The organism is Butyrivibrio sp. XPD2006 (assembly GCF_000420865.1).
In the GTDB taxonomy this organism is placed as follows: domain Bacteria; phylum Bacillota; class Clostridia; order Lachnospirales; family Lachnospiraceae; genus Butyrivibrio.
Genome location: NZ_ATVT01000022.1, coordinates 1 through 21431, shown reverse-complemented (window position 1 = coordinate 21431; position 21431 = coordinate 1). Strand labels below are relative to the sequence as shown.

The window sequence follows — 21431 nt, the reverse complement described above, 5'->3', positions numbered from 1 at the left end:
ACAGAGAGGAATATTTAAGATGGAAAAATCAGCAAAGACAATGGACAAGATTGTTGCTCTGGCAAAGGGAAGAGGCTTTATCTATCCCGGATCTGAGATCTATGGCGGACTGGCGAATACTTGGGACTACGGTAATCTCGGTGTAGAGTTCAAGAATAATGTCAAGAAGGCATGGTGGCAGAAGTTTGTACAGGAGAGCCCCTACAACGTAGGTGTAGACTGTGCGATCCTTATGAACCCTCAGACATGGGTTGCTTCAGGACATCTTGGCGGTTTCTCAGATCCTCTTATGGATTGCAAGGAGTGCCACGAGAGATTCAGAGCAGACAAGATCATTGAGGACTTTGCTGCTGAGAATAACATTACACTTGAGACTTCAGTTGACGGATGGTCTCATGAGGAGATGGAGAAGTTCATCAATGATCACAACGTTCCATGTCCTTCATGCGGCAAGCACGACTTTACAAGCATCAGAGAGTTTAACCTTATGTTCAAGACATTCCAGGGTGTAACAGAAGATGCCAAGGACACAGTATATCTTCGTCCCGAGACTGCTCAGGGTATTTTCGTAAACTTCAAGAACGTTCAGCGTTCATCACGTAAGAAGGTGCCTTTCGGAATCTGCCAGGTAGGTAAGAGCTTCCGTAACGAGATCACACCAGGTAACTTTACTTTCCGAACAAGAGAGTTCGAGCAGATGGAGCTTGAGTTCTTCTGCAAGCCCGGAACACAGACAGAGTGGTTTGAATACTGGAGAAAGTTCTGCTATGAGTGGCTTCTTTCTCTCGGAATCAAGAAAGAGAACCTTCGTCTTCGTGACCATGATCCTGAGGAGCTTTCATTCTACTCAGATCACACAACAGATATTGAGTACGCATTCCCATTCACAGAGTGGGGCGAGCTTTGGGGAATCGCTTCAAGAACAGATTACGACCTTACACGTCATCAGGAGACATCAGGTCAGTCAATGGATTACTTCGATGATGAGACCAATGAGAAGTACATCCCTTATGTTGTTGAGCCTTCACTTGGTGCAGACCGTGTAGCTCTTGCATTCCTTTGCGAAGCTTATGATGAGGAGAACCTTGGAACAGAAGACAAGCCTGATATGAGAACAGTTCTTCGTTTCCATCCTGCTATTGCACCTGTTAAGATCGGTATCCTTCCTCTTTCCAAGAAGCTCAATGAGGGCGCTGAGAAGATCTACGCACAGCTTTCCAAGAAGTACAACTGTGAGTTCGATGACAGAGGAAACATCGGTAAGAGATACCGCAGACAGGATGAGATCGGAACACCTTTCTGCATTACATACGATTTCGATTCAGAGACAGACGGCAAGGTAACAGTAAGATTCAGGGATTCAATGGAGCAGGAGAGAATTGCCATTGATGAGCTTGAGAGCTTCTTTGCCGATAAGTTTGATTTTTAATGGAGGATTTATGAAACAGTTTACTGCTAATGAGCTTAGAAAGGCATGGAAGGACTTCTACATCAAGAGAGGTCACGTTGACTGCGGAGCCGTTTCACTTGTTTCAGACGGTTCAACAGGTGTTATGTTCAACGTTGCAGGAATGCAGCCGCTTATGCCTTATTTACTTGGTAAGAAGCATCCCATGGGAACAAGACTTTGCAACGTTCAGGGATGTGTTCGTACCAACGATATTGATTCAGTAGGTGACAAGAGCCACGGAACTTTCTTTGAGATGATGGGAAGCTGGTCTCTTGGTGACTACTTCAAGAAAGAGCGTTGCCAATGGAGCTATGAGCTTCTTACAGAGCTCTTTGGATTTGACAGAGATCACCTTGCTGCTACAGTATTTGCAGGTGATGAAAATGCACCAAGAGATGAAGAGGGTGCTAAATACCGTATTGAATCAGGATTTAAGCCTGAGAATATATTCTATCTTCCTGCTGAGGATAACTGGTGGGGCCTTGAATACGGCCCCTGTGGTCCTGACTCAGAGATGTTCTATGTAAAAGATGTTCCGGACTGCGGACCTGATTGCGGCCCCGGATGCCACTGCGGTAAGTACACCGAGATCGGTAACGACGTATTTATGCAGTATGAGAAGCATCATGACGGATCGCTTACTCCTCTTTCACAGAAGAACGTTGATACCGGATGGGGACTTGAGAGAATCCTTGCATTCCTTAACGGCGTTGATGATGTATACAAGATCGACCTTCATGCTCCTGTTATCGCTTATATTGCAAAAGAGAGCGGAATCGCGTACGAAGCAGATGAGAAGTCAACAAGATCCATGAGGATCCTTGCTGATCACACAAGAACAGCAGTAATGCTCATCGGTGATGAGGCAAGGCTTCTTCCTTCAAACACCGGAGCAGGCTACATCTTAAGGAGACTTATCCGTCGTGCCGTAAGACATGCAAGAGCACTTGGACTTAAGAAGGAGCAGATCCTCGGAGTAGCAACAATTTACCTTGATGAGTACTCAGAGAGCTATCCTAACCTTGTTAAATACAGAGAGTTCGTATTAAGAGAACTTGGAAGAGAGATTGACCGTTTCGAGTCAACTCTTGAGAACGGTATGAAGGAGTTCAAGAAGATCCTTGATAAGACTTCAGGCGAAGGCAAGAAGGAGATTGACGGCAAGGACGCATTCTTCCTTTATGATACATTCGGATTCCCTGTTGAGCTCACAGTTGAGCTTGCAGAGGAGGAAGGCTTTACAGTAGATGAAGCCGGATTTGCCAAGGCTATGGAAGAGCAGAAGCAGAAAGCAAGAGATAATCAGAACTTCTCTGCTAACCTTACTACAGGTGCAGGAGTATTCGATTCTCTTGACGAGTCAGTAGCTTCTGAGTTTGTTGGATATACACAGATTACAGCTGATGGTAAAGTTGTTGCAATGGCTGATGAGGAGCTTACAGATGAGCTCACAGCAGGATCTAAGGGCAGCATTATCACAGATGTAACTCCTTTCTACGGAACAATGGGCGGACAGGTCGGAGACATCGGTGTTATTGAAGGCGCAAACGGCGCTAAGTTCACTGTTACAGATACCATCCATGTTGCAGGCGGAAGAACTGCTCATGTAGGTGAGGTTACAGAGGGAACATTCAAGACCGGAGATGCTGTTAAGCTCTGCGTAGATGCGGAGAACAGAGCTAAGACCTGCAGAAACCACAGTGCAACCCACCTTCTTCAGAAGGCACTTCAGGAGGTTCTTGGTGATCACGTTGAGCAGGCCGGTTCTTATCAGGATCCTGACAAGACAAGATTTGACTTCTCTCACCATCAGGCAATGACAGCTGAGGAGATCAAGAAGGTTGAGGATCTTGTAAATGAGAAGATTGCAGCTGCACTTCCTGTTGTCACAGAAGAGATGACAATGGAAGAGGCCAAGAAGACCGGAGCTATGGCTCTCTTTGGAGAGAAGTACGGTGAGAGAGTCCGCGTAGTCAAGATGGGAGATTTCTCAATTGAGCTCTGCGGCGGTACTCATGTATCCAATACAAGCCATGTGGGTATTTTCAAGATTGTTTCAGAGAGTGGTGTTGCTGCCGGAGTTCGTCGTATTGAGGCTCTTACAGGAAGCAACGCAAGAAATTACTACAGAGATGTTGAGAACAGACTTGATGAGGCTGCCAAGGCCCTCAAGACAACACCTGCCGATATAACAGAACATATCAAGAAGCTCCAGGAGGAACTCAAGGCTCTTAAGAGCGAGAATGAGTCCTTAAAGAGCAAGGAGGCTAAGGCTGCTCTTGGTGATGTTAACGATCAGGTCAAGGAAGTTAAAGGAGTTAAGCTGCTTGCCACATCCCTTAAGGGGGTTGACATGAACGGACTCAGAGACCTGGGAGATCAGATGAAGACTAAGCTCGGTGAGGGCGTAGTAGTTCTTATCTCTGAGCTTGACGGTAAGGTTAACCTTGTTACAATGGCTACAGACGGAGCAATGGCTAAGGGTGCTCACGCAGGAAACCTTGTAAAGGCGATAGCGCCTAAGGTTGGCGGAGGCGGCGGTGGTCGTCCCAATATGGCTCAGGCAGGCGGCAAGAACCCTGCAGGTATTGCAGATGCCATAGCTGAGGCAGAAAAAGTCCTTGGTGAGCAGATAGGATAAAAGGAAAAAGATGGGGCTATTCGATTTACTACAGATTAAGACACAAAATGAAGACGCCTTTGAAGAAGAATTAAAAGAACTCGAGACTCAGAAGAAACATATCATCAGAGAGATCGGTGAGAAGTTTGCTTCTGAGAATCGATACAATGATATGTCGGGAACCGAATACGAGGAGCTGTTTGCAAGGCTTTCGAAGATAGAGAGTCAGATGGACAAGCTCCTTGATGAAGGTCCCATTGACAACGTACTTAAAGGCGAAGATGACAACAGGCAGTATGAGGAGGAAGTTGCAAAGAGACGACTTCAGTCTAAGCTCGTAATTTCCGGATCGTTGCTGTTTATTGTTGTATGCCTTGGCGCAGGACTGCTTCTTTTGAACAGAAAGCCAAAAGTAGATCTTGGTATAGAAAATGCAGATCAGGAAATTGTAAACGCTGTACCTGATGCAGCATCGGCTGAGAGCACTTTTGTTTCACCGGAGCAGTTGATGGAAGATTTTGGACTCTTTAAGTCAAATCGTGCGAACTATGGAAACGGTCAGGTTCTTGACTATACCAAGTATAAGAGATATGACTCGGAGATAACCGGCTTTTCATTCTGTTATCCATCAGATATTTACAATGATGTGAAAATGGTCAACAACAAGGACGGTTCGGAGTACGGTAAGACGATAAGGAGTCTTGTTTTCTCCGGATCAGACGGTTCAACTGCTGAGTTTTCTGTTTATGAAAACGGTCTGAGCTACAAAAAAGACATGGATGCCATGGCAGAGAATGTGCTAAGGACAGAAAAGGATAAACTGTTTGCACCTGTTGTGGAGAAAAACCAGATATCCAAGGAAAAGGATAATGCTATTTTTATCCTGACAGCATATGCTGACGGAGGAGCCGATGCCGAGCGCGTATATGATCTGTGCAGGGTTGAAGCTGACAAGATATATCAGATGAAACTGACATATCCAAGACCAGTGGATGAGGAAGAGGACAGGCAGAAGGCATATTATTCTTATGTTCTCTACAATCTTTGCGGATTCAGCGGATCTGATTCCGACAAGCTCGAGACTTACGAGGAGTTTGTTGACAGGAAGTACAACAACTTCCAGCTTGCAGATTGGCAGAAGGATATCTTCTGGGGCATCATGGATAATATGGTCACCAGCAGACCTCTGTATGACCAACAGGAAAAGGAATATGTAGTACCTGTTGGAACCACACAGGAGCTGGCAGCACTTCTTTCTGAGGATTCGCTTCTTCTGCAGATGTACTTAAGGGCAGGAATCGGTAAGGACAGTGAGTATATCCAGTCTGAACGTTTTGCTTGCATAGTAGATCACGGCAATAACGGTACCAAGATGTACTTTAAGGACGAGATCGGTAAGGATGAGTTTGAGCAGTTCTACAGTAAGGCCATCGGTGAAAAGGATGTACTGAACGGATGCCTTGCTTATGCCAAGACTTTTTATCGTGATCTGTTCTCTTTGGAGCTTGATGTAAATGATGTGATGCAGGATAATCCAAGTGTTTATCCGGGAGATTCATCACTTCTGCTTTACAGTCCAAGCTATGATGAACTGGTATATGCCAGCGGCTATGGAAACAGAAATCGAGTAGACGGTCCGGATGACTGGGACTACAACGAAGAGCTGCAGTGTTTTGATTACCACATGGGACCGGTATATGAACTGACCATGGGAGATCTTAACTGGCAGCAAAAGAGGGATGAAGAAGATCCCGGAAACGGTATATATATCGCTCATATCAGGCCATACAGTAACAATTCGCTTGGATTTAAGTTACTTGGTATCGAAAGAGATGAGTAAATAAAACAAAAGAAATTAAAAATTTCCCTTGACGAGAAAAGGGTTTTATGCAATAATATGTGATGTTATGTGAGCAAATGGCTCAAAACATAGCAAATAACCCAATCAGTCATGTACTTGAAGGGACTGAAGGGAGGGTAAGAGTAGAGATGTCAACTGTAGTAGTAAAAGAAAACGAGACTTTGGATAGCGCACTGCGTCGTTTTAAGAGAAGTTGCGCAAAGGCTGGTATCCAGCAGGAGATTCGTAAGAGAGAGCACTACGAGAAGCCAAGCGTAAGACGCAAGAAAAAGTCTGAAGCAGCAAGAAAGCGCAAATATAACTAAATCAATGAGAAGGGTCCCTGGTTTTACCGGGGACCTTTTTATGTTATATACAACTCAAAGTACAAATCTTTGATTAGCTGTGATAAAATGTTTCTTGTTACGTTTGAAATGGAAAATAGTTTATGTGGATTGTTTATCTTGCCATAATTGCATTATTGATAGTCTTATCGGCTGTTGTTATCTATCATGATACCCATAACTTCAAGGTATATGAGTATGAGGTTTCAACGGATAAGTTAGACGGGGATTATGTCTTTGTTTTCCTGACCGACCTTCACGGTTATTTCTACGGCAAGGGGAATGAAAGGCTTATAGAGGCTGCCGACAGGATTTCGCCCGATGCAATACTGTGTGCGGGAGATATGATCACTGCGTCCAAGAGTCACCGTAATGTTGAAGTTGATTCGGGACTTCGCCTTTTGGAAGAGCTTGCTTCCAAATATCCTGTTTATGTTTCAAACGGTAATCATGAGGAAAAGATCAAGACCTACAGGGATAGCTTTGGAAATCTGTTTGACAGATATAAGAACAGGCTTATAAGAGCAGGCGTCAAATATCTTGAGAACAGCTCAGTTATGATGGAAGGGACGAATATAAGAGTTACAGGACTGTGCCTTCCTCTTGGATTTTTTACCAAGATCGTAAAGGTAAAAATGAGCGATGGTTACCTTGATACTCTTATAGGTCGTGTTAACAGTGCTGAGAAAGAAAACTTCCAGCTTCTGATAGCTCACAATCCCATTTATTTTAAAAACTATGCCAAATGGGGAGCGGATCTTTCACTGGCCGGGCATGTTCACGGAGGCATAATAAGGCTTCCGCTTTTAGGAGGAGTAATATCGCCTGCGATATCTCTTTTCCCTAAATATGACGGCGGCAAGTATGAGGAAGACGGAAGCACAATGATACTCAGCAGAGGTCTTGGAACACATACCATTCATGTGAGAATGTTTAATCCCGGAGAGGTTTCCGTTATCAGATTAAAGGGGAAAAAGAATGTCACTTGAGGTCAAACTTCAGGTGTTTGAGGGACCGCTGGACCTTCTGATGCACCTTATAGATAAGAATCAGATAGATATTTACGATATTCCTATCGTTACAATAACAGAACAGTATATGGCATATATCAATGCCATGCAGAAAGAGGACATGGACGTAACCTCCGAGTTTTTGGTGATGGCAGCGACACTTATTGACATCAAGTGCAAGATGCTTCTTCCCAAAGAGGTCAATGAGGATGGCGAGGAAGAGGATCCGAGAGCCGAACTTGTCGAGAAGCTGCTTGAGTACAAGATGTACAAGTACATGGCCTATGAGCTCAAGGATATGCAGATGGATGCCGATATGCAGTGGTTCAGGGCCAAAGACCTGCCGCAGGAAGTCAAGGACTACGAGATGCCCATCGACTTTTCAGACCTTATCGGTGATACCACGCTGACTAAGCTAAACTCCATTTTCCAGGAGCTTTTAAAGAGACAGGAGGACAAGGTCGATCCTATCCGAAGCAAGTTCGGTAACATCGAGAAGGAAGAGATCGACATGGATGCCAAGACGCTTTACATCAAGGCATACATAAGAGAGCATGACAGATTCAGCTTCAGACAGCTTCTTGAGAAGCAGCACAGCAAGACAGAGATAATCGTTACTTTCCTCGTTATGCTTGAAGAGATGAAGCTGGGCGAGATTGAGATCGAGCAGGAGACTACGTTCGGCGACATAATAATAACATCAAGAAAGGCAAGCTAAGATGACCAGAGAAGAAGGCGCAGCCATTGTTGAAGCTATTCTTTTTACCATGGGAGATTCCGTTGAAATAAATGCCCTTGCTAAGGCAATGGAGGAAGAACCCAAGAATATTAAGGAATATATAGCATATCTGAAAGAAAAATATGAAAAAGAGGACAGCGGAATAGGCATAATTGAACTTGATAAGGCTGTTCAGCTCTGTACCAAAAAGGAGATGTACGAGTATCTGGTCAAGATTGCCAAGGCACCCAAAAAGGCAGTGCTCACAGATTCGCTGATGGAGACTCTTTCAATAATCGCTTACAAACAGCCTATTACAAGGCTTGAAGTCGAGAAGATCCGCGGTGTAAACAGCGATCACGCAGTCAACAGACTTGTGGAGTTTGGACTGGTCCAGGAGCTTGGAAGGCTCGATGCTCCGGGAAGACCTCTTTTGTTCGGAACCACAGAGGAGTTCCTCAGGAGTTTTGGCGTTCGTTCCATCGAAGAACTGCCGGCAATAGGCACTGTTCAGGTGGAAGAGTTCAAGGCACAGGCCGAAGCAGAGGTTAATTTAAAACTTGATATTTAAAAAACCTAGGGAGAATGTGAATTATTTAGCATTCTCCCCTTTTTTTTGCCAGGTTTTATGGTATACTATACTGTGACTAAAGTTGCGGAATTTATGCATAAAAATATATTCATGGAGGTAAACAAATGAGTAGTTCTTCACAAGCGAGTCAGAGAATCAATTCTTTGCTCGATGAAAACAGTTTCGTTGAAATCGGCGCTCTTGTGACAGCAAGAAGCACAGATTTCAATCTGAAACAGGAAGAGACACCATCAGACGGTGTAGTAACCGGCTACGGTGTCATCGACGGAAAACTGGTGTATGTATACAGCCAGGATTCGTCAGTGCTTGGCGGATCAATCGGCGAGATGCATGCCAAGAAGATTGTCCGTCTTTATGACCTGGCTATCAAGACCGGATCACCTGTTATCGGACTTATCGATTCAGCAGGCCTTCGTCTTCAGGAAGGCAGCGATGCACTCAATGCATTCGGTGAGATTTATCTTAAGCAGGTGGAGGCTTCAGGTGTAGTTCCTCAGATTACAGCTGTCTTTGGAACATGTGGTGGAGGACTTGCTTTAATCCCTTCAATTACAGATTTCACATTCATGGAGTCTGACAAGGCTAAGCTTTTTGTCAACTCACCTAACGTACTTGATGGCAACTACAAAGAGAAGCTTGATACATCAAGTGCCAAGTGGCAGAGCGAGAACGCAGGCAATGTTGATGTTGTAGCTGATGAAGCTACTGTCTATGCTCAGATCAGAGAGCTTGTATCACTTCTTCCTTCCAACAACGAAGACGGTGATTCTTATGACGAGTGCACAGACGATCTCAACAGAGGATGCGAGAATCTCGACGGATTCACAGCAGATCCTGCACTTATCGCAGGTCAGATCGCTGATAACGGCGTATTCTTTGAGACTAAGAGAGATTACGCAAAAGAGATGGTTACAGGTTTCGTTAAGTTAAACGGATCAACTGTTGGTCTTGTAGGAAACCGTACAGCACTCTTTGATGAGAACGGCAAGGAAGCAGAGAAGTTTGGTGACAAGCTCACAGCTCATGCTTGCAATAAGGCAGCTGAGTTCATTAACTTCTGTGATGCTTTTGATATCCCTGTTCTTACACTTACAAATGCTACAGGCTTCGGGTCAACCCAGTGTGACGAGAAGCATGTTGCCAAGGCTGCAGGTAAGCTTGTATTTGCTCTTGCAAACGCTACAGTTCCAAAGGTTAACCTTGTAACAGGCAAGGCTTTTGGAAGCGCTTATGTTGTAATGAATTCCAAGGCACTTGGAGCTGATATTACAATCAGCTGGCCTGATGCACAGATCGGAACAATGGATGCAAATATTGCAGCCAAGATCATCTGTGATGGCAAGGATGCTGAGACTGTATCCAAGACAGCTACAGAATATGCTCAGCTTCAGAACAACGTTAAGAGTGCTGCAGCAAGAGGATATGTAGATGAGATCATTGAGCCCGCTGACACAAGAAAGTATGTCATCGGTGCCTTTGAGATGCTTTTTACAAAGAGGGATGAGCGTCCTGCTAAGAAACACGGCACAGTTTAATGAAGGGAGCACTCAGAATGAAGCATAAAATACTTGTTTTGGGACTTGTAATGAGCTGCCTTCTCGGACTTACAGGCTGTGGAGAAGAAACTGCTATCAACACAGTAGAAGGAAGCAGATACGATCCCAATAAATTTACAGGTGAATTCGTCGACAATTATGCCAATATTTTCGAGGATCAGTTATTCGAGAAATGGTATCTTGAAGGCGTAACACCGGAGAATTTTGAAAAGGAATTGTACTTTGACGTAGCTGCTAACCAGCAGAACGGAACTATCAGCTACGATGATGACTTCTTTGAGACATGCAAATCCGGATATGATAGCTGGTATAAGGCTATTAAGGATATCGGATTTACATCAAACGAGTCATTGGCCGATGAAGTAAGCGTTACAGAAACATCTTACTTTATCAACGGCGATGGGGTTCTTGTAATAGACGCTACAGTCACAGGAACCAAACACGATGCTCTTATGGAGATGTATTTAAACAACGAAGGCCTTCCTACAGACCTCGGTGTAACAGTCAATAAGACCACCGGTGAGAAGCTTGAGAATGCCGGTCTTAATACCCTTCTTGGAATGGGTATGGCATTCACAGTACTTATCATTATTTCTCTTATCATTTCATTGTTCCCGCTTATCTCCGGAACAGGCAGAAAGAAGAAAGAGAGCGATAAGGAAATTGCCCAGAAGGCAATGGATAACACAATCACTCAGATTGCTGACAAAGAAGATCTTTCCTCTGATGCAGAGCTTGTTGCAGTTATTGCGGCAGCTATCGCAGCATATGAGGGAAGCGCATCTACTGATGGCTTCACAGTAAGATCTATCAGAAGAGTAAATTCAAAATGGAAGAATAACAGATAAGCCAGTGAGCTTTGAAAGGAGAAACAATGAAGAACTATACAATAACCGTTAACGGAAACGTATATGATGTAACAGTAGAGGAAGGCGCAGGCGGAGCAGCTCCTGCAGCAAGAGCAGCAGCTCCCGCTCCTAAGGCTCCAGCAGCACCTGCCAAGAAGGCAAGCGCAGGCGCAGGTTCAATCAAGATTGAGGCAGGCGCAGCAGGTAAGGTTCTTAGAATTGATGCCAGCGTAGGACAGGCCGTTAAGAAGGGTGATGCAGTTATTACTCTTGAGTCAATGAAGATGGAGATCCCTATGGTTGCTCCTTCAGATGGAACAGTAGCAAGCATCGATGTTGCAGCCGGCGATTCAGTTGAGGCAGGAAGAGTACTGGCTACTCTTAACTAATAAGGTCAGAGAAACTTAAAGTTTGAAAAAACAGAAAGAGGATACGAATGGATTACATAGTTAATACATTATCTAATCTCTGGCAACAGACAGCCTTCACAACAATGAAACCTGGCAACTACATCATGATCGTTGTAGCGCTTGTTTTCTTGTACCTGGCAATTGCCAAGGGATTTGAGCCTTTGCTTTTGGTACCGATTTCTTTCGGTATGTTACTTGTAAATATTTATCCTGAAATCATGGCAGAGCCTGTTGGCGGTGCAGCCGGCGGACTTCTCCATTATTTCTACATTCTGGATGAGTGGGCAATCCTTCCTTCACTTATTTTCATGGGTGTAGGAGCTATGACAGACTTTGGTCCGCTTATTGCCAACCCAATCAGCTTCCTTATGGGAGCCGGAGCTCAGTTTGGTATCTTCTCAGCTTACTTCATGGCCATTGCCTTTGGGTTCAATGACCAGCAGGCTGCAGCAGTATCAATCATCGGAGGAGCAGATGGTCCTACATCTATCTTCCTTGCATCCAAGCTCCACCAGACATCAATCCTTGGACCTATCGCCGTTGCAGCTTATTCTTACATGGCTCTGGTTCCAATGATACAGCCACCTATTATGAAGCTCCTTACAACACAGAAGGAAAGAACCATCAGAATGCAGCAGCTTAGAGAAGTTTCCAAGCTGGAGAAGATTCTTTTCCCTGTAATCGTTACAATCGTTGTATGTATGATCCTTCCTACAACAGCACCTCTTATCGGTATGCTGATGCTCGGTAACCTCTTCAGAGAGTCAGGTGTTGTTCGTCAGCTTCAGGAGACAGCTTCAAATGCACTTATGTACATCGTAGTTATCCTTCTTGGTACATCTGTCGGTGCTACAACAAGTGCTGAGGCATTCCTTAATAAGACAACTCTTATCATCGTTGTACTTGGACTTATAGCATTTGCCTTTGGTACAGCTGCCGGATGTCTTCTCGGTAAGCTCCTGTGCCTTGTTACAGGAGGCAAGATCAATCCTCTTATCGGATCAGCCGGTGTATCAGCCGTTCCTATGGCTGCCCGTGTATCACAGAAGGTTGGTCAGGAGTATGATCCATCAAACTTCCTGCTCATGCACGCTATGGGACCTAACGTTGCGGGAGTTATCGGTACTGCCGTTGTTGCCGGAACATTTATGGCGGTCTTCGGGGTATAAGTTTTAGAGAATAATTATCTTAGAAAGGATATTAGATATGGCAGAATTAGAGAGAAAACCAGTTCGCATCAATGAGACCGTTCTCCGTGACGCTCATCAGTCTCTTATCGCGACCAGAATGCCTACAGAGAAGATGCTTCCAATCATCGAGACTATGGACAAGGTTGGATACAACGCTGTTGAGTGCTGGGGCGGTGCTACATTCGATGCTTCAATGAGATTCCTTAAGGAAGATCCATGGGAGAGACTTCGTAAGCTCAGGGCAGGATTCAAGAACACCAAGCTTCAGATGCTCCTTCGTGGACAGAACATCTTAGGATACAAGCATTATCCTGATGACGTAGTTGAGTACTTCGTACAGAAGTCAATTGCTAATGGTATTGATATCATCCGTATTTTCGACTGTCTGAACGACCTTCGTAACCTTGAGGCTTCAGTTAAGGCCTGCAAGAAGGAAGGTGGACATGCACAGATCGCTCTTGCATACACACTTGGTGATGCATACACAGAAGAGTACTGGATGAACATTGCAAAAGATATTGAGAGCATGGGTGCAGATTCAATCTGTATCAAGGATATGGCAGGACTTCTCCTTCCTTACGAGGCAGAGAAACTTGTTAAGGCTCTTAAGAGTGCTACTAAGCTTCCTATCGACCTTCACACACATTACACCTCAGGTGTTGCCAGCATGACATACATGAAGGCTGCTGAGGCTGGTGTTGATATCATCGATTGCGCTATTTCACCATTCGCTCTCGGAACATCACAGCCTGCAACAGAGGTTATGGTTGAGGCCTTCAAGGGACAGCCTTTCGAGACAGGACTTGATCAGAAGGTTCTTGCTGAGATCGCTGATTACTTCAGACCATACAGAGAAGAGTGCCTTGCAAGCGGACTTATGGATCCTAAGGTTCTTGGTGTTAATATCAAGACTCTTATGTATCAGGTTCCCGGCGGAATGCTTTCCAACATGGTTAGCCAGCTCAAAGAGCAGAACGCAAGCGACAAGTACACAACAGTGCTTGAGGAGATTCCAAGAGTTCGTAAGGACTTCGGTGAGCCGCCTCTTGTTACACCTTCATCACAGATCGTTGGTACTCAGGCCGTTATGAACGTACTTATGGGTGAGAGATACAAGGTTGCTACAGACCAGACCAAGGATCTTCTTGCCGGCGAGTATGGTAAGACAATCAAGCCTTTCAATCCTGAAGTTCAGAAGAAGATCATCGGTGACAGAGAGGTTATTACCTGCAGACCTGCAGACAAGCTTGCACCCGGACTTCCTACATTCGAGAAGGAAGTTGCACAGTGGAAAGAGCAGGATGAGGACGTTCTTTCATATGCATTGTTCCCTCAGGTTGCTACAGACTTCTTCAAGTATCGTGCAGCTCAGAAGGACAAGGTTGATCTTACAGCAGCTGATACTAAGAATGGGGCATACCCTGTGTGATATAGCAGACGGAGCAATCCGTATATCACCTATAACCTAAATATTCAAAAAGAGATGAATTTTGCTAAACAATGCGAAAATTCATCTCTTTTTTGTTTTAAACGGCTTAATTTACACGAAATTTCAACTTTTTTTATTCTTTGCATTGCACAGTAGTGGTAAAATGTATATATGGACGAGATTAGAAGACATGCTAGGACAAAAAAACCTGTAGAAATAGGTGAAAGCCAGCCGAGAGAGCTCAGAAAAGCCGATGTGGGAAGGCAACTGCTTGCTCTCAATGAGGTGAACGGCTACAGGATAAGGCCGGGCTTCTACAATATCAACGGCGCCACCATGCTCACAGATGGCGTTAATTTTACTGCCTATTCCAATGGGGCAACTTCCATAACACTTCTTTTGTATAAAAGAGGTGAAATAAAGCCCTTTGTGCAGATTCCTTTTCCTGAGAGTTATAGAATAGGCAAAGTGTATTCAATGATCGTATTTGGCCTTGATATTGAGAATCTGGAGTATTCCTACAGCGTTGACGGTCCCTGGGAGCCGGAGAAAGGTCTTTTGTTCGATAAAAACCATCTGCTCCTTGACCCATTTGCCAAGGCTGTTTCCGGTCAGAGAATCTGGGGACAGAACCCTAATAAGGACGGAGCTTACAGAGCAAGGGTTGTAAGGGACAACTTTGAGTGGAATGATACCAATTCCCTTGGAATCCCTATGTGCGATTCGGTTATCTATGAGATGCATGTAAGGGGATTTACCATGGATCCGTCTTCGGGAGTTAAGTTCCGGGGGACTTTTGACGGAATAAAACAGAAGGTTGAGTATTTAAAGAGACTTGGCATAACAGCGGTAGAACTGATGCCTATCTTTGAATTTGATGAGACCAGGGACAAGAGAGAGGTAAACGGCAAGACTCTTCTTGATTACTGGGGATATAACACTATAAGCTTTTTTGCACCAAATACAAGCTATGCATCTCAGAGCGAGTACAACAAAGAGGGTGTTGAGCTCAAACATATGATAAAGACACTCAAGGATAACGGAATCGAAGTTATCCTTGATGTTGTGTTCAATCATACAGCTGAAGGTAATGAAAACGGACCGTTTATATCTTTCAAGGGATTTGATAACAATATTTACTATCTGCTGACACCCTATGGACAGTACTACAACTTCAGCGGATGCGGAAATACCATGAACTGTAATCATCCTATGGTTCAGGAGTTTATCGTGGAGTGCCTGAGGTACTGGGTAGAGGAGTACAGAGTTGACGGATTCAGATTCGATCTTGCAAGCATTCTGGGAAGAGATCAGGACGGAGCACCGATGGAGAAGCCTCCGCTTATCCAAAGACTTGCTTACGACCCGATACTCGGCAATGTAAAGCTCATTGCTGAGGCATGGGATGCCGGCGGAATGTATCAGGTAGGTAATTTCCCCGCATGGAAGAGATGGGCTGAGTGGAACGGCAAATACCGTGATGATATCAGATCATATCTTAAGGGCGATATCTGGTCTGCGCCGGAAGCGGTAAAGAGGATTACGGGATCAATGGACCTTTATGGCGGTTCATATCTCGGATACGATTCTTCAGTTAATTTTATTACCTGTCATGACGGTTTTACCCTGTATGACCTTTATACCTACAATAACAAGCATAATGAGGACAACGGCTGGAACAATACAGACGGAGCCAATGACAATAGAAGCTGGAACTGTGGAATTGAAGGTGAGACGGATGATCCCGCTGTAAAAGACCTCAGATTCAGAATGATGAGAAATGCCATAACCGTTCTTATGTGCAGCAGAGGAACCCCTATGATCTATGCGGGGGATGAATTTGGTAACACTCAGTTTGGAAATAACAATGCATATTGTCAGGATAATGAGATTTCCTGGCTGAACTGGGAACTGCTTGATAAAAACAAGAGTTTCTTTGACTTCTACAGAAACATGATCCAGTTCAGGAGAAAGCATCCCTCTATCAGGAAGGAGCTTAGACCTGCTCAATGCGGATATCCATCAATCTCAGTGCATACGGAGAATCCTGATCACGGTAATATCACCAAGGATTCAAGAGTAATATGTGTAAGATATGCAGGATATATCCAAAAGAAAGGCCACGATGACATCGTATATCTGGCTGTTAATGCATACTGGGAAGATATTCAGATCATGCTTCCAAATCCTCCGGAAGGAGCATACTGGGCGCTTTGCGTTGATACCGGAGATGAGAGCGGTAAGTATTTTTACAACAGACCAAAACCCATGACATGGCGCAACAAGACTCTTAAGGCCAGAAGTGTTAACGTATTCATAGCATCTTACGGAGCTGAATATGGCGGCTGATGAAGGAAACGGCAGAGATAAATTAATAGTCGGCGGATATGAGTTTTTATCGGAAAATGATGCTCAAAAAGCAGAGATGGACCTTTCAAAGATCAAAGTCTTGGAGGGCAGGGTAAAAGCGAGCAGACCGAACGACATCAAAGCTGTATATGAAAAATCTATAGAGAATAAGATATTCAAGACACCTATAGGTTGGGGATATCTGGTGGGATTAAGGAGAAAGCTTCTTGAGAGTGGGTTTAAAGAGGAGGATCTTACTCCCATTCCTTTGAATGTGTCCATGACAAGGCATTCTGCGCTGGATACATTAAATGTCAAGCAGAGGATAATCCCTGCAGAACCAAAGAAAAGCACAAATTTCAAAACTGTATTTTCGATTATCCTGAATATAGTGCTTCTGATCCTTGTAGGGCTGATGTTTTACATAGCAACTACCAGTGAGACCGATAATATCATTAACTACAGGAAAAACATTACAAATCGATATTCGTCATGGGAGCAGGACCTTACAGACAGGGAAAAAGCTGTAAGAGAAGCTGAAAAAAAGCTTGGCATCGAGGATACTTCGGTCTATTATGAGGATAACGGAACTAATTAGACAGGAGGAACCATCAGTGGACGATTTAAAGATACTTGTTGTTGATGACGAGAGTAGAATGCGCAAACTTGTTAAGGACTTTCTGACCAAGGACGGATATATCGTTCTTGAAGCGGAGGACGGACAGCAGGCACTTGATACATTTTATGCAGATAATGAAATAGCTCTTATAATTCTTGATGTAATGATGCCCAAAAGAGACGGCTGGGAGGTATGCAGAGAGATAAGGACAACATCCAAGGTGCCTATCATCATGCTTACCGCCAAGGCAGAAGAGAGGGATGAGCTGCTTGGATTTGAGCTTGGCGTAGACGAGTATATTTCAAAGCCCTTCAGTCCCAAGATCCTTGCAGCAAGAGTTTCTGCAATTCTCAGAAGAACAACCGGTCAGTCTGTTAACAATCAGGTGATGGAGATCGGTGGAATTGTAGTAAATAAGGTTGCTCACAGTGTTCAGGTCGACGGAAAAGAAGTTGAGCTCAGCTATAAAGAGTTTGAGCTTTTGTCATACTTCTTTGAGAATAAAGGAGTAGCTCTTTCCCGTGAAAAGATACTTAACAACGTTTGGAACTATGACTATTTTGGAGACGCACGTACCATTGATACCCATGTTAAGAAGCTCAGAGGCAAGCTTGGTGAAAAGGGTGAGCTTATAAAGACCATCTGGGGCATGGGCTACAAGTTCGAGGCGTAAGTACCAAATGAAAAAGGGGAAAATCCATTCACTGCGATTTGAGATAAGTGCTGTGTTTATCAGCATTATGGTAGGCACATTTTTAATGTGCCTTGTTGTTAACCTCTTCTTTATGGAGAGATTTTATATCCAGAACAAGAGAGAGGCTATCATAGCTGCTTATAGGAGCATATCTCAGGCAATCGGAAACGGTGATATCACATCAGAAGAATTCGATGTTGAGATCTACCACATCTGTGAGAGATACAATATCGAAATGATAGTTTTGGACGCTGATTCCAAAACGCTTAAGACATCCAGTAATAACGCAGAACTACTTGCCAAGGTCCTGTGGGATAACATGATCACTTCAGCAACAGGAGCTGCGAGTGAGCTTTCTGATAAGACGATCATTGATTACGGCGATGATTACACTCTCCAAATTACCGTTGATAAGGGCACAGGAAGGCAATACCTTGAGATGTGGGGAATTGTCGGAAACGGAAACCTGATCCTTGTCAGGACAACAATGGAGAGTATTAAGGATAACGTATCCATATCAAATACTTTCATGGTATATGTGGCGGTAATTGCCATTGTTGTAGGTTCGGTTCTAATTCTCTATATCTGTAAAAAAGTAACGGACCCGATCAAAAGACTCTACTACATCTCGGATGACATGAAAAAGCTCAATTTCGAAGCAAAGTATGTCCCTGAGAATGAGTACAGAAATGAGATTGATGTTCTCGGTCAGAATATGAACGAGCTGTCTGAAACCCTTGAGAGCAATATCAAAGAGCTCAAAAATGCAAATATAGCACTAAAACGTGATATTGCCCGCAAGGAAGAGATTGATGTGATGCGAAAAGAGTTTTTGTCCAATGTATCACATGAGCTCAAGACCCCCATTGCTCTTATCCAGGGCTATGCAGAGGGACTTAAGGAAGGCATCAATGATGACGAAGAGAGCAGAAATTTTTACTGTGAAGTCATTATGGATGAAGCTTCCAAGATGAATATCATGGTCAAAAAGCTCCTTACCCTCAATCAGCTTGAGTTTGGCAATGACAGTGCCAATATGGAGCGATTTGATATTGTCGACATGGTTTCGAACTACCTGAAATCTGCCTCAATGCTGGCTAAACAGAAGGATGTTACTGTTAAGTTTGATGAGTATCCTCCGATATTTGTATGGGGCGATGAATTCAAGATTGAGGAAGTACTGCAGAATTATTACAGCAATGCCATCAATCATATAGCCGGTGATATGGTAATAGAAGTCAAGATTACCACCACAGAGGACAATCACGTAAGAGTTTCAGTGTTTAATACCGGAGAGCCCATTCCGGAAGACAGCATAGGACATATCTGGGAGAAGTTTTATAAAGTTGACAAGGCAAGAACCAGAGAGTACGGGGGAAGTGGTGTAGGCCTCTCCATTGTAAAGGCCATTATGGAGGGTATGCATCAGAAGTACGGTGTTATAAATTACGATAATGGTGTTGAATTCTATTTTGAACTGGAGACAAAATAGTATGAAAAAATCAAGGTATTTGCAGGCGGCACTAATAGTAGGCTTAACACTCATAATGACAGGATGCGGAGAGAAGTTTCCGGATCTGACTGAGGAACAGTACAAACAGACTGTGGAGTATGCTGCAGGTCTTTTGATGAAGTATTCCAATAACGGTCAGGAGCGACTTGTTGTTGTGGATGTAAAAGAGGTTTTAAAAGAACGTCAGAAAGAAGCTGCAAGAGCCGCAGAGCTTGAACTTGCAAAAGAGAAGGCAGCCAAGAATAAAGCAGAGCAGCAAATACCTACACCGGTTCAGGAGACAGAACCGGTAGAACCTGAAGAGCAGAACCTTACAACGGATCCTGATACAGGAGTTGAAATCGAGCAGACGCAGGGAGAAGAAAGCACAGAGACAGAGGAAAGTACTACTACTGCCGATCCAAATGCAATTGTCCTTTCTTCTGATGAATCTCAGGAGATAATGCAGGATATATTCCTTTCTTATCAGGGGTATATGGTATCAAGTACATATCCTGAGAGCTCCAAGAGCTATGTTGTAAATGCTGACAAGGGCAAGAAGCTTCTTGTTCTTCGTTTCGACCTGTATAATGGCTCGGATTCATCGAAATCAGTAAACATGATCCCTTTGGGACTTAGTTTTAAGATAATCCTTAACGGCAAGGATTTAGGATATTCATCAGTTACATTTTTGCCAAATGACCTCTCATCATATGCGGGAACAATTGATTCAAGAGCTCACGAAAGCGTAGTAGTCCTTACTCAGATAAGCGACAGCGACTCTACAAAGATAGAGAGTTTGGGAATGAATGTTACCATTAAGGGTGAGACAGAGACAGTTATCCTTAAATAAATCGGAGAATGGCAATGATCAAGATCTTATCGGACAGCACATGTGATCTGTCACCTGAGCTGATACAGAAATATGATATAGGCATTATTCCTTTGTATGTAAGACTTGGAGAAAATGAGTATCTGGACGGAGTTAACATAACTCCGGCTGATATATACAAGTGGTCCGATGAAACGGAAAAGACTCCAAGTACAGCTGCTCCAAGTGTTTCTGACATAATAAACATCCTTCATAAATATGATGCGGATGATTTTATAATATTTACGATCTCAGCCTCCATGTCTTCGTGCTACAGCAATTGTATGCTGGCAGCCGAGGAACTTACAATGGAGGATCATATTCATGTAATAGATTCCAAAAACCTTTCAACAGGAATAGGGCTTCTTGTAATTGAAGCTGCTCAAAAGGCCGAGCAAGGTGAGAGTGCAACAGCAATTGTAGACTATATTGAAAAGCTCAGGCCCAATGTCAGAGCCAGTTTTGTTGTCGACACACTTACATACCTCTACAGGGGCGGAAGGTGCTCAGGTGTGGCGGCTTACTTTGGCAATGCTTTAAAACTCCAGCCCAGGATTGCTGTAGTTGATGGCGGTATGAGGCCTGAAAACAAGTACAGAGGACTTCCGAGGAAATATATAAATGATTATGTAAAAGACATGGAAGAGGCACTAAAGAGTGCCAAGAAAGAGAGGGTGTTCATAACCCACTCGGGCTGCAGCAAAGAACTGGTCACCATGGTAAGGCTGTATCTGGCCGGTCTGGGGCGCTTTGATGAGATCATCGAAACCCGTGCGGGAAGCGTTATTTCATCACATTGCGGCCCCGGTACTCTCGGAGTGCTGTTCATAAATGAAGAATAAACAAATTCATTTGCGCTATCCTTTTTAGGATAGCGCTTTTTTATAATGTCTTTATAATTTTCTGCATAATTATTTAAAATAACAACTCGAAAACGGCGTGGTTGCGCCGTTTTTTGATTGCAATTATAAAAACTTTAAAAAAATTTGAAAAATGTTGTTGACATTGTTTTTGGTGGGTGATATAGTAATATTCGTTGCGGCGCTGATGAGTTCAAAACGGCGCAAACGCAGCAGTGGAGCGGGTTCTAGGCTCCTGTACCTTGACAAATAAACAGTAATGCAACCCTGAAAAATTCTAAGAGAATTATTCAGAAGAAACAAACCAAAAGTAATAACGGACAGAACGAAAAGCTAACGTTTTAGTTCTGGCTGGAATTGAACTAACTTATTTAAACGTGAGAGTTCGATCCTGGCTCAGGATGAACGCTGGCGGCGTGCCTAACACATGCAAGTCGAACGGAGTTTACTCGCTGATGAAGCTTCGGCAGAATCTTGAGTAAACTTAGTGGCGGACGGGTGAGTAACGCGTGGGCAACCTGCCTCATACTGGGGGATAG

Annotated in this window: 18 protein-coding genes and 1 rRNA gene; all 19 read left to right on the top strand. The window is 43.9% G+C overall.

Translation table 11 applies throughout. From position 1 onward, the window contains the following. The first annotated feature begins 19 nt into the window (after positions 1-19). Positions 20-1429, top strand: a complete 1410-nt coding sequence (locus tag G590_RS0117350) for a glycine--tRNA ligase (RefSeq protein WP_022766909.1) — start codon at positions 20-22, stop codon at positions 1427-1429. A gap of 10 nt (positions 1430-1439) precedes the next feature. After that, on the top strand, positions 1440-4091 hold the full coding sequence (alaS, locus tag G590_RS0117345; RefSeq protein WP_022766908.1) for an alanine--tRNA ligase: 2652 nt from the start codon (positions 1440-1442) through the stop codon (positions 4089-4091). A 10-nt stretch (positions 4092-4101) separates the two neighbouring features. Beyond that, positions 4102-5910 (top strand): hypothetical protein, encoded by a 1809-nt coding sequence (locus G590_RS0117340; RefSeq protein ID WP_022766907.1) that lies wholly within the window; start codon positions 4102-4104, stop codon positions 5908-5910. Positions 5911-6059: 149 nt separating this feature from the next. After that, positions 6060-6236: a 30S ribosomal protein S21 gene (gene rpsU, locus G590_RS0117335; RefSeq protein ID WP_013280615.1), complete on the top strand. Its 177-nt coding sequence runs from the start codon at positions 6060-6062 to the stop codon at positions 6234-6236. Between the two features lie 122 nt (positions 6237-6358). Then, a complete protein-coding gene (locus G590_RS0117330; RefSeq protein WP_022766906.1) occupies positions 6359-7243 on the top strand; it encodes a metallophosphoesterase in 885 nt (294 codons plus the stop codon). Continuing rightward, on the top strand, positions 7233-7982 hold the full coding sequence (locus G590_RS0117325; RefSeq protein ID WP_022766905.1) for a segregation and condensation protein A: 750 nt from the start codon (positions 7233-7235) through the stop codon (positions 7980-7982). Before G590_RS0117330 ends, G590_RS0117325 begins: the two co-directional genes overlap by 11 nt. 1 nt (position 7983) lies before the next feature. Further along, the gene (gene scpB, locus G590_RS0117320) at positions 7984-8553 is read left to right on the top strand and encodes an SMC-Scp complex subunit ScpB (RefSeq protein WP_022766904.1); all 570 of its coding nucleotides are present in this window, start codon (positions 7984-7986) and stop codon (positions 8551-8553) included. 125 nt (positions 8554-8678) lie between these two features. Continuing rightward, positions 8679-10109 (top strand): acyl-CoA carboxylase subunit beta, encoded by a 1431-nt coding sequence (locus G590_RS0117315; protein ID WP_022766903.1) that lies wholly within the window; start codon positions 8679-8681, stop codon positions 10107-10109. A gap of 17 nt (positions 10110-10126) precedes the next feature. Beyond that, positions 10127-10978, top strand: coding sequence for an OadG family transporter subunit (locus tag G590_RS20915; RefSeq protein WP_196802515.1), 852 nt, complete (start codon positions 10127-10129; stop codon positions 10976-10978). A 26-nt stretch (positions 10979-11004) separates the two neighbouring features. Continuing rightward, a complete protein-coding gene (locus tag G590_RS0117305; protein WP_022766901.1) occupies positions 11005-11367 on the top strand; it encodes a biotin/lipoyl-containing protein in 363 nt (120 codons plus the stop codon). Positions 11368-11414: 47 nt separating this feature from the next. Continuing rightward, on the top strand, positions 11415-12557 hold the full coding sequence (locus G590_RS0117300; RefSeq protein ID WP_022766900.1) for a sodium ion-translocating decarboxylase subunit beta: 1143 nt from the start codon (positions 11415-11417) through the stop codon (positions 12555-12557). Positions 12558-12594: 37 nt separating this feature from the next. Next, on the top strand, positions 12595-14007 hold the full coding sequence (locus G590_RS0117295; RefSeq protein WP_022766899.1) for an oxaloacetate decarboxylase subunit alpha: 1413 nt from the start codon (positions 12595-12597) through the stop codon (positions 14005-14007). A gap of 171 nt (positions 14008-14178) precedes the next feature. Beyond that, a complete protein-coding gene (gene glgX / locus G590_RS0117290) occupies positions 14179-16356 on the top strand; it encodes a glycogen debranching protein GlgX (protein WP_022766898.1) in 2178 nt (725 codons plus the stop codon). Continuing rightward, entirely contained in the window at positions 16346-16954 is a 609-nt protein-coding gene (locus G590_RS0117285; protein WP_022766897.1) for a hypothetical protein, read from the top strand. Before glgX ends, G590_RS0117285 begins: the two co-directional genes overlap by 11 nt. A 16-nt stretch (positions 16955-16970) precedes the next feature. After that, a complete protein-coding gene (locus tag G590_RS0117280) occupies positions 16971-17648 on the top strand; it encodes a response regulator transcription factor (RefSeq protein ID WP_022766896.1) in 678 nt (225 codons plus the stop codon). Positions 17649-17655: 7 nt separating this feature from the next. Further along, complete coding sequence (locus G590_RS0117275) at positions 17656-19161, top strand: sensor histidine kinase (RefSeq protein ID WP_022766895.1); 1506 nt, start codon at positions 17656-17658, stop codon at positions 19159-19161. A 1-nt stretch (position 19162) separates the two neighbouring features. Further along, complete coding sequence (locus G590_RS0117270) at positions 19163-20014, top strand: hypothetical protein (RefSeq protein ID WP_022766894.1); 852 nt, start codon at positions 19163-19165, stop codon at positions 20012-20014. A gap of 14 nt (positions 20015-20028) precedes the next feature. Further along, on the top strand, positions 20029-20874 hold the full coding sequence (locus G590_RS0117265; protein WP_022766893.1) for a DegV family protein: 846 nt from the start codon (positions 20029-20031) through the stop codon (positions 20872-20874). A gap of 391 nt (positions 20875-21265) precedes the next feature. After that, positions 21266-21431, top strand: a 16S ribosomal RNA gene (locus tag G590_RS0117260); the annotation flags it as partial.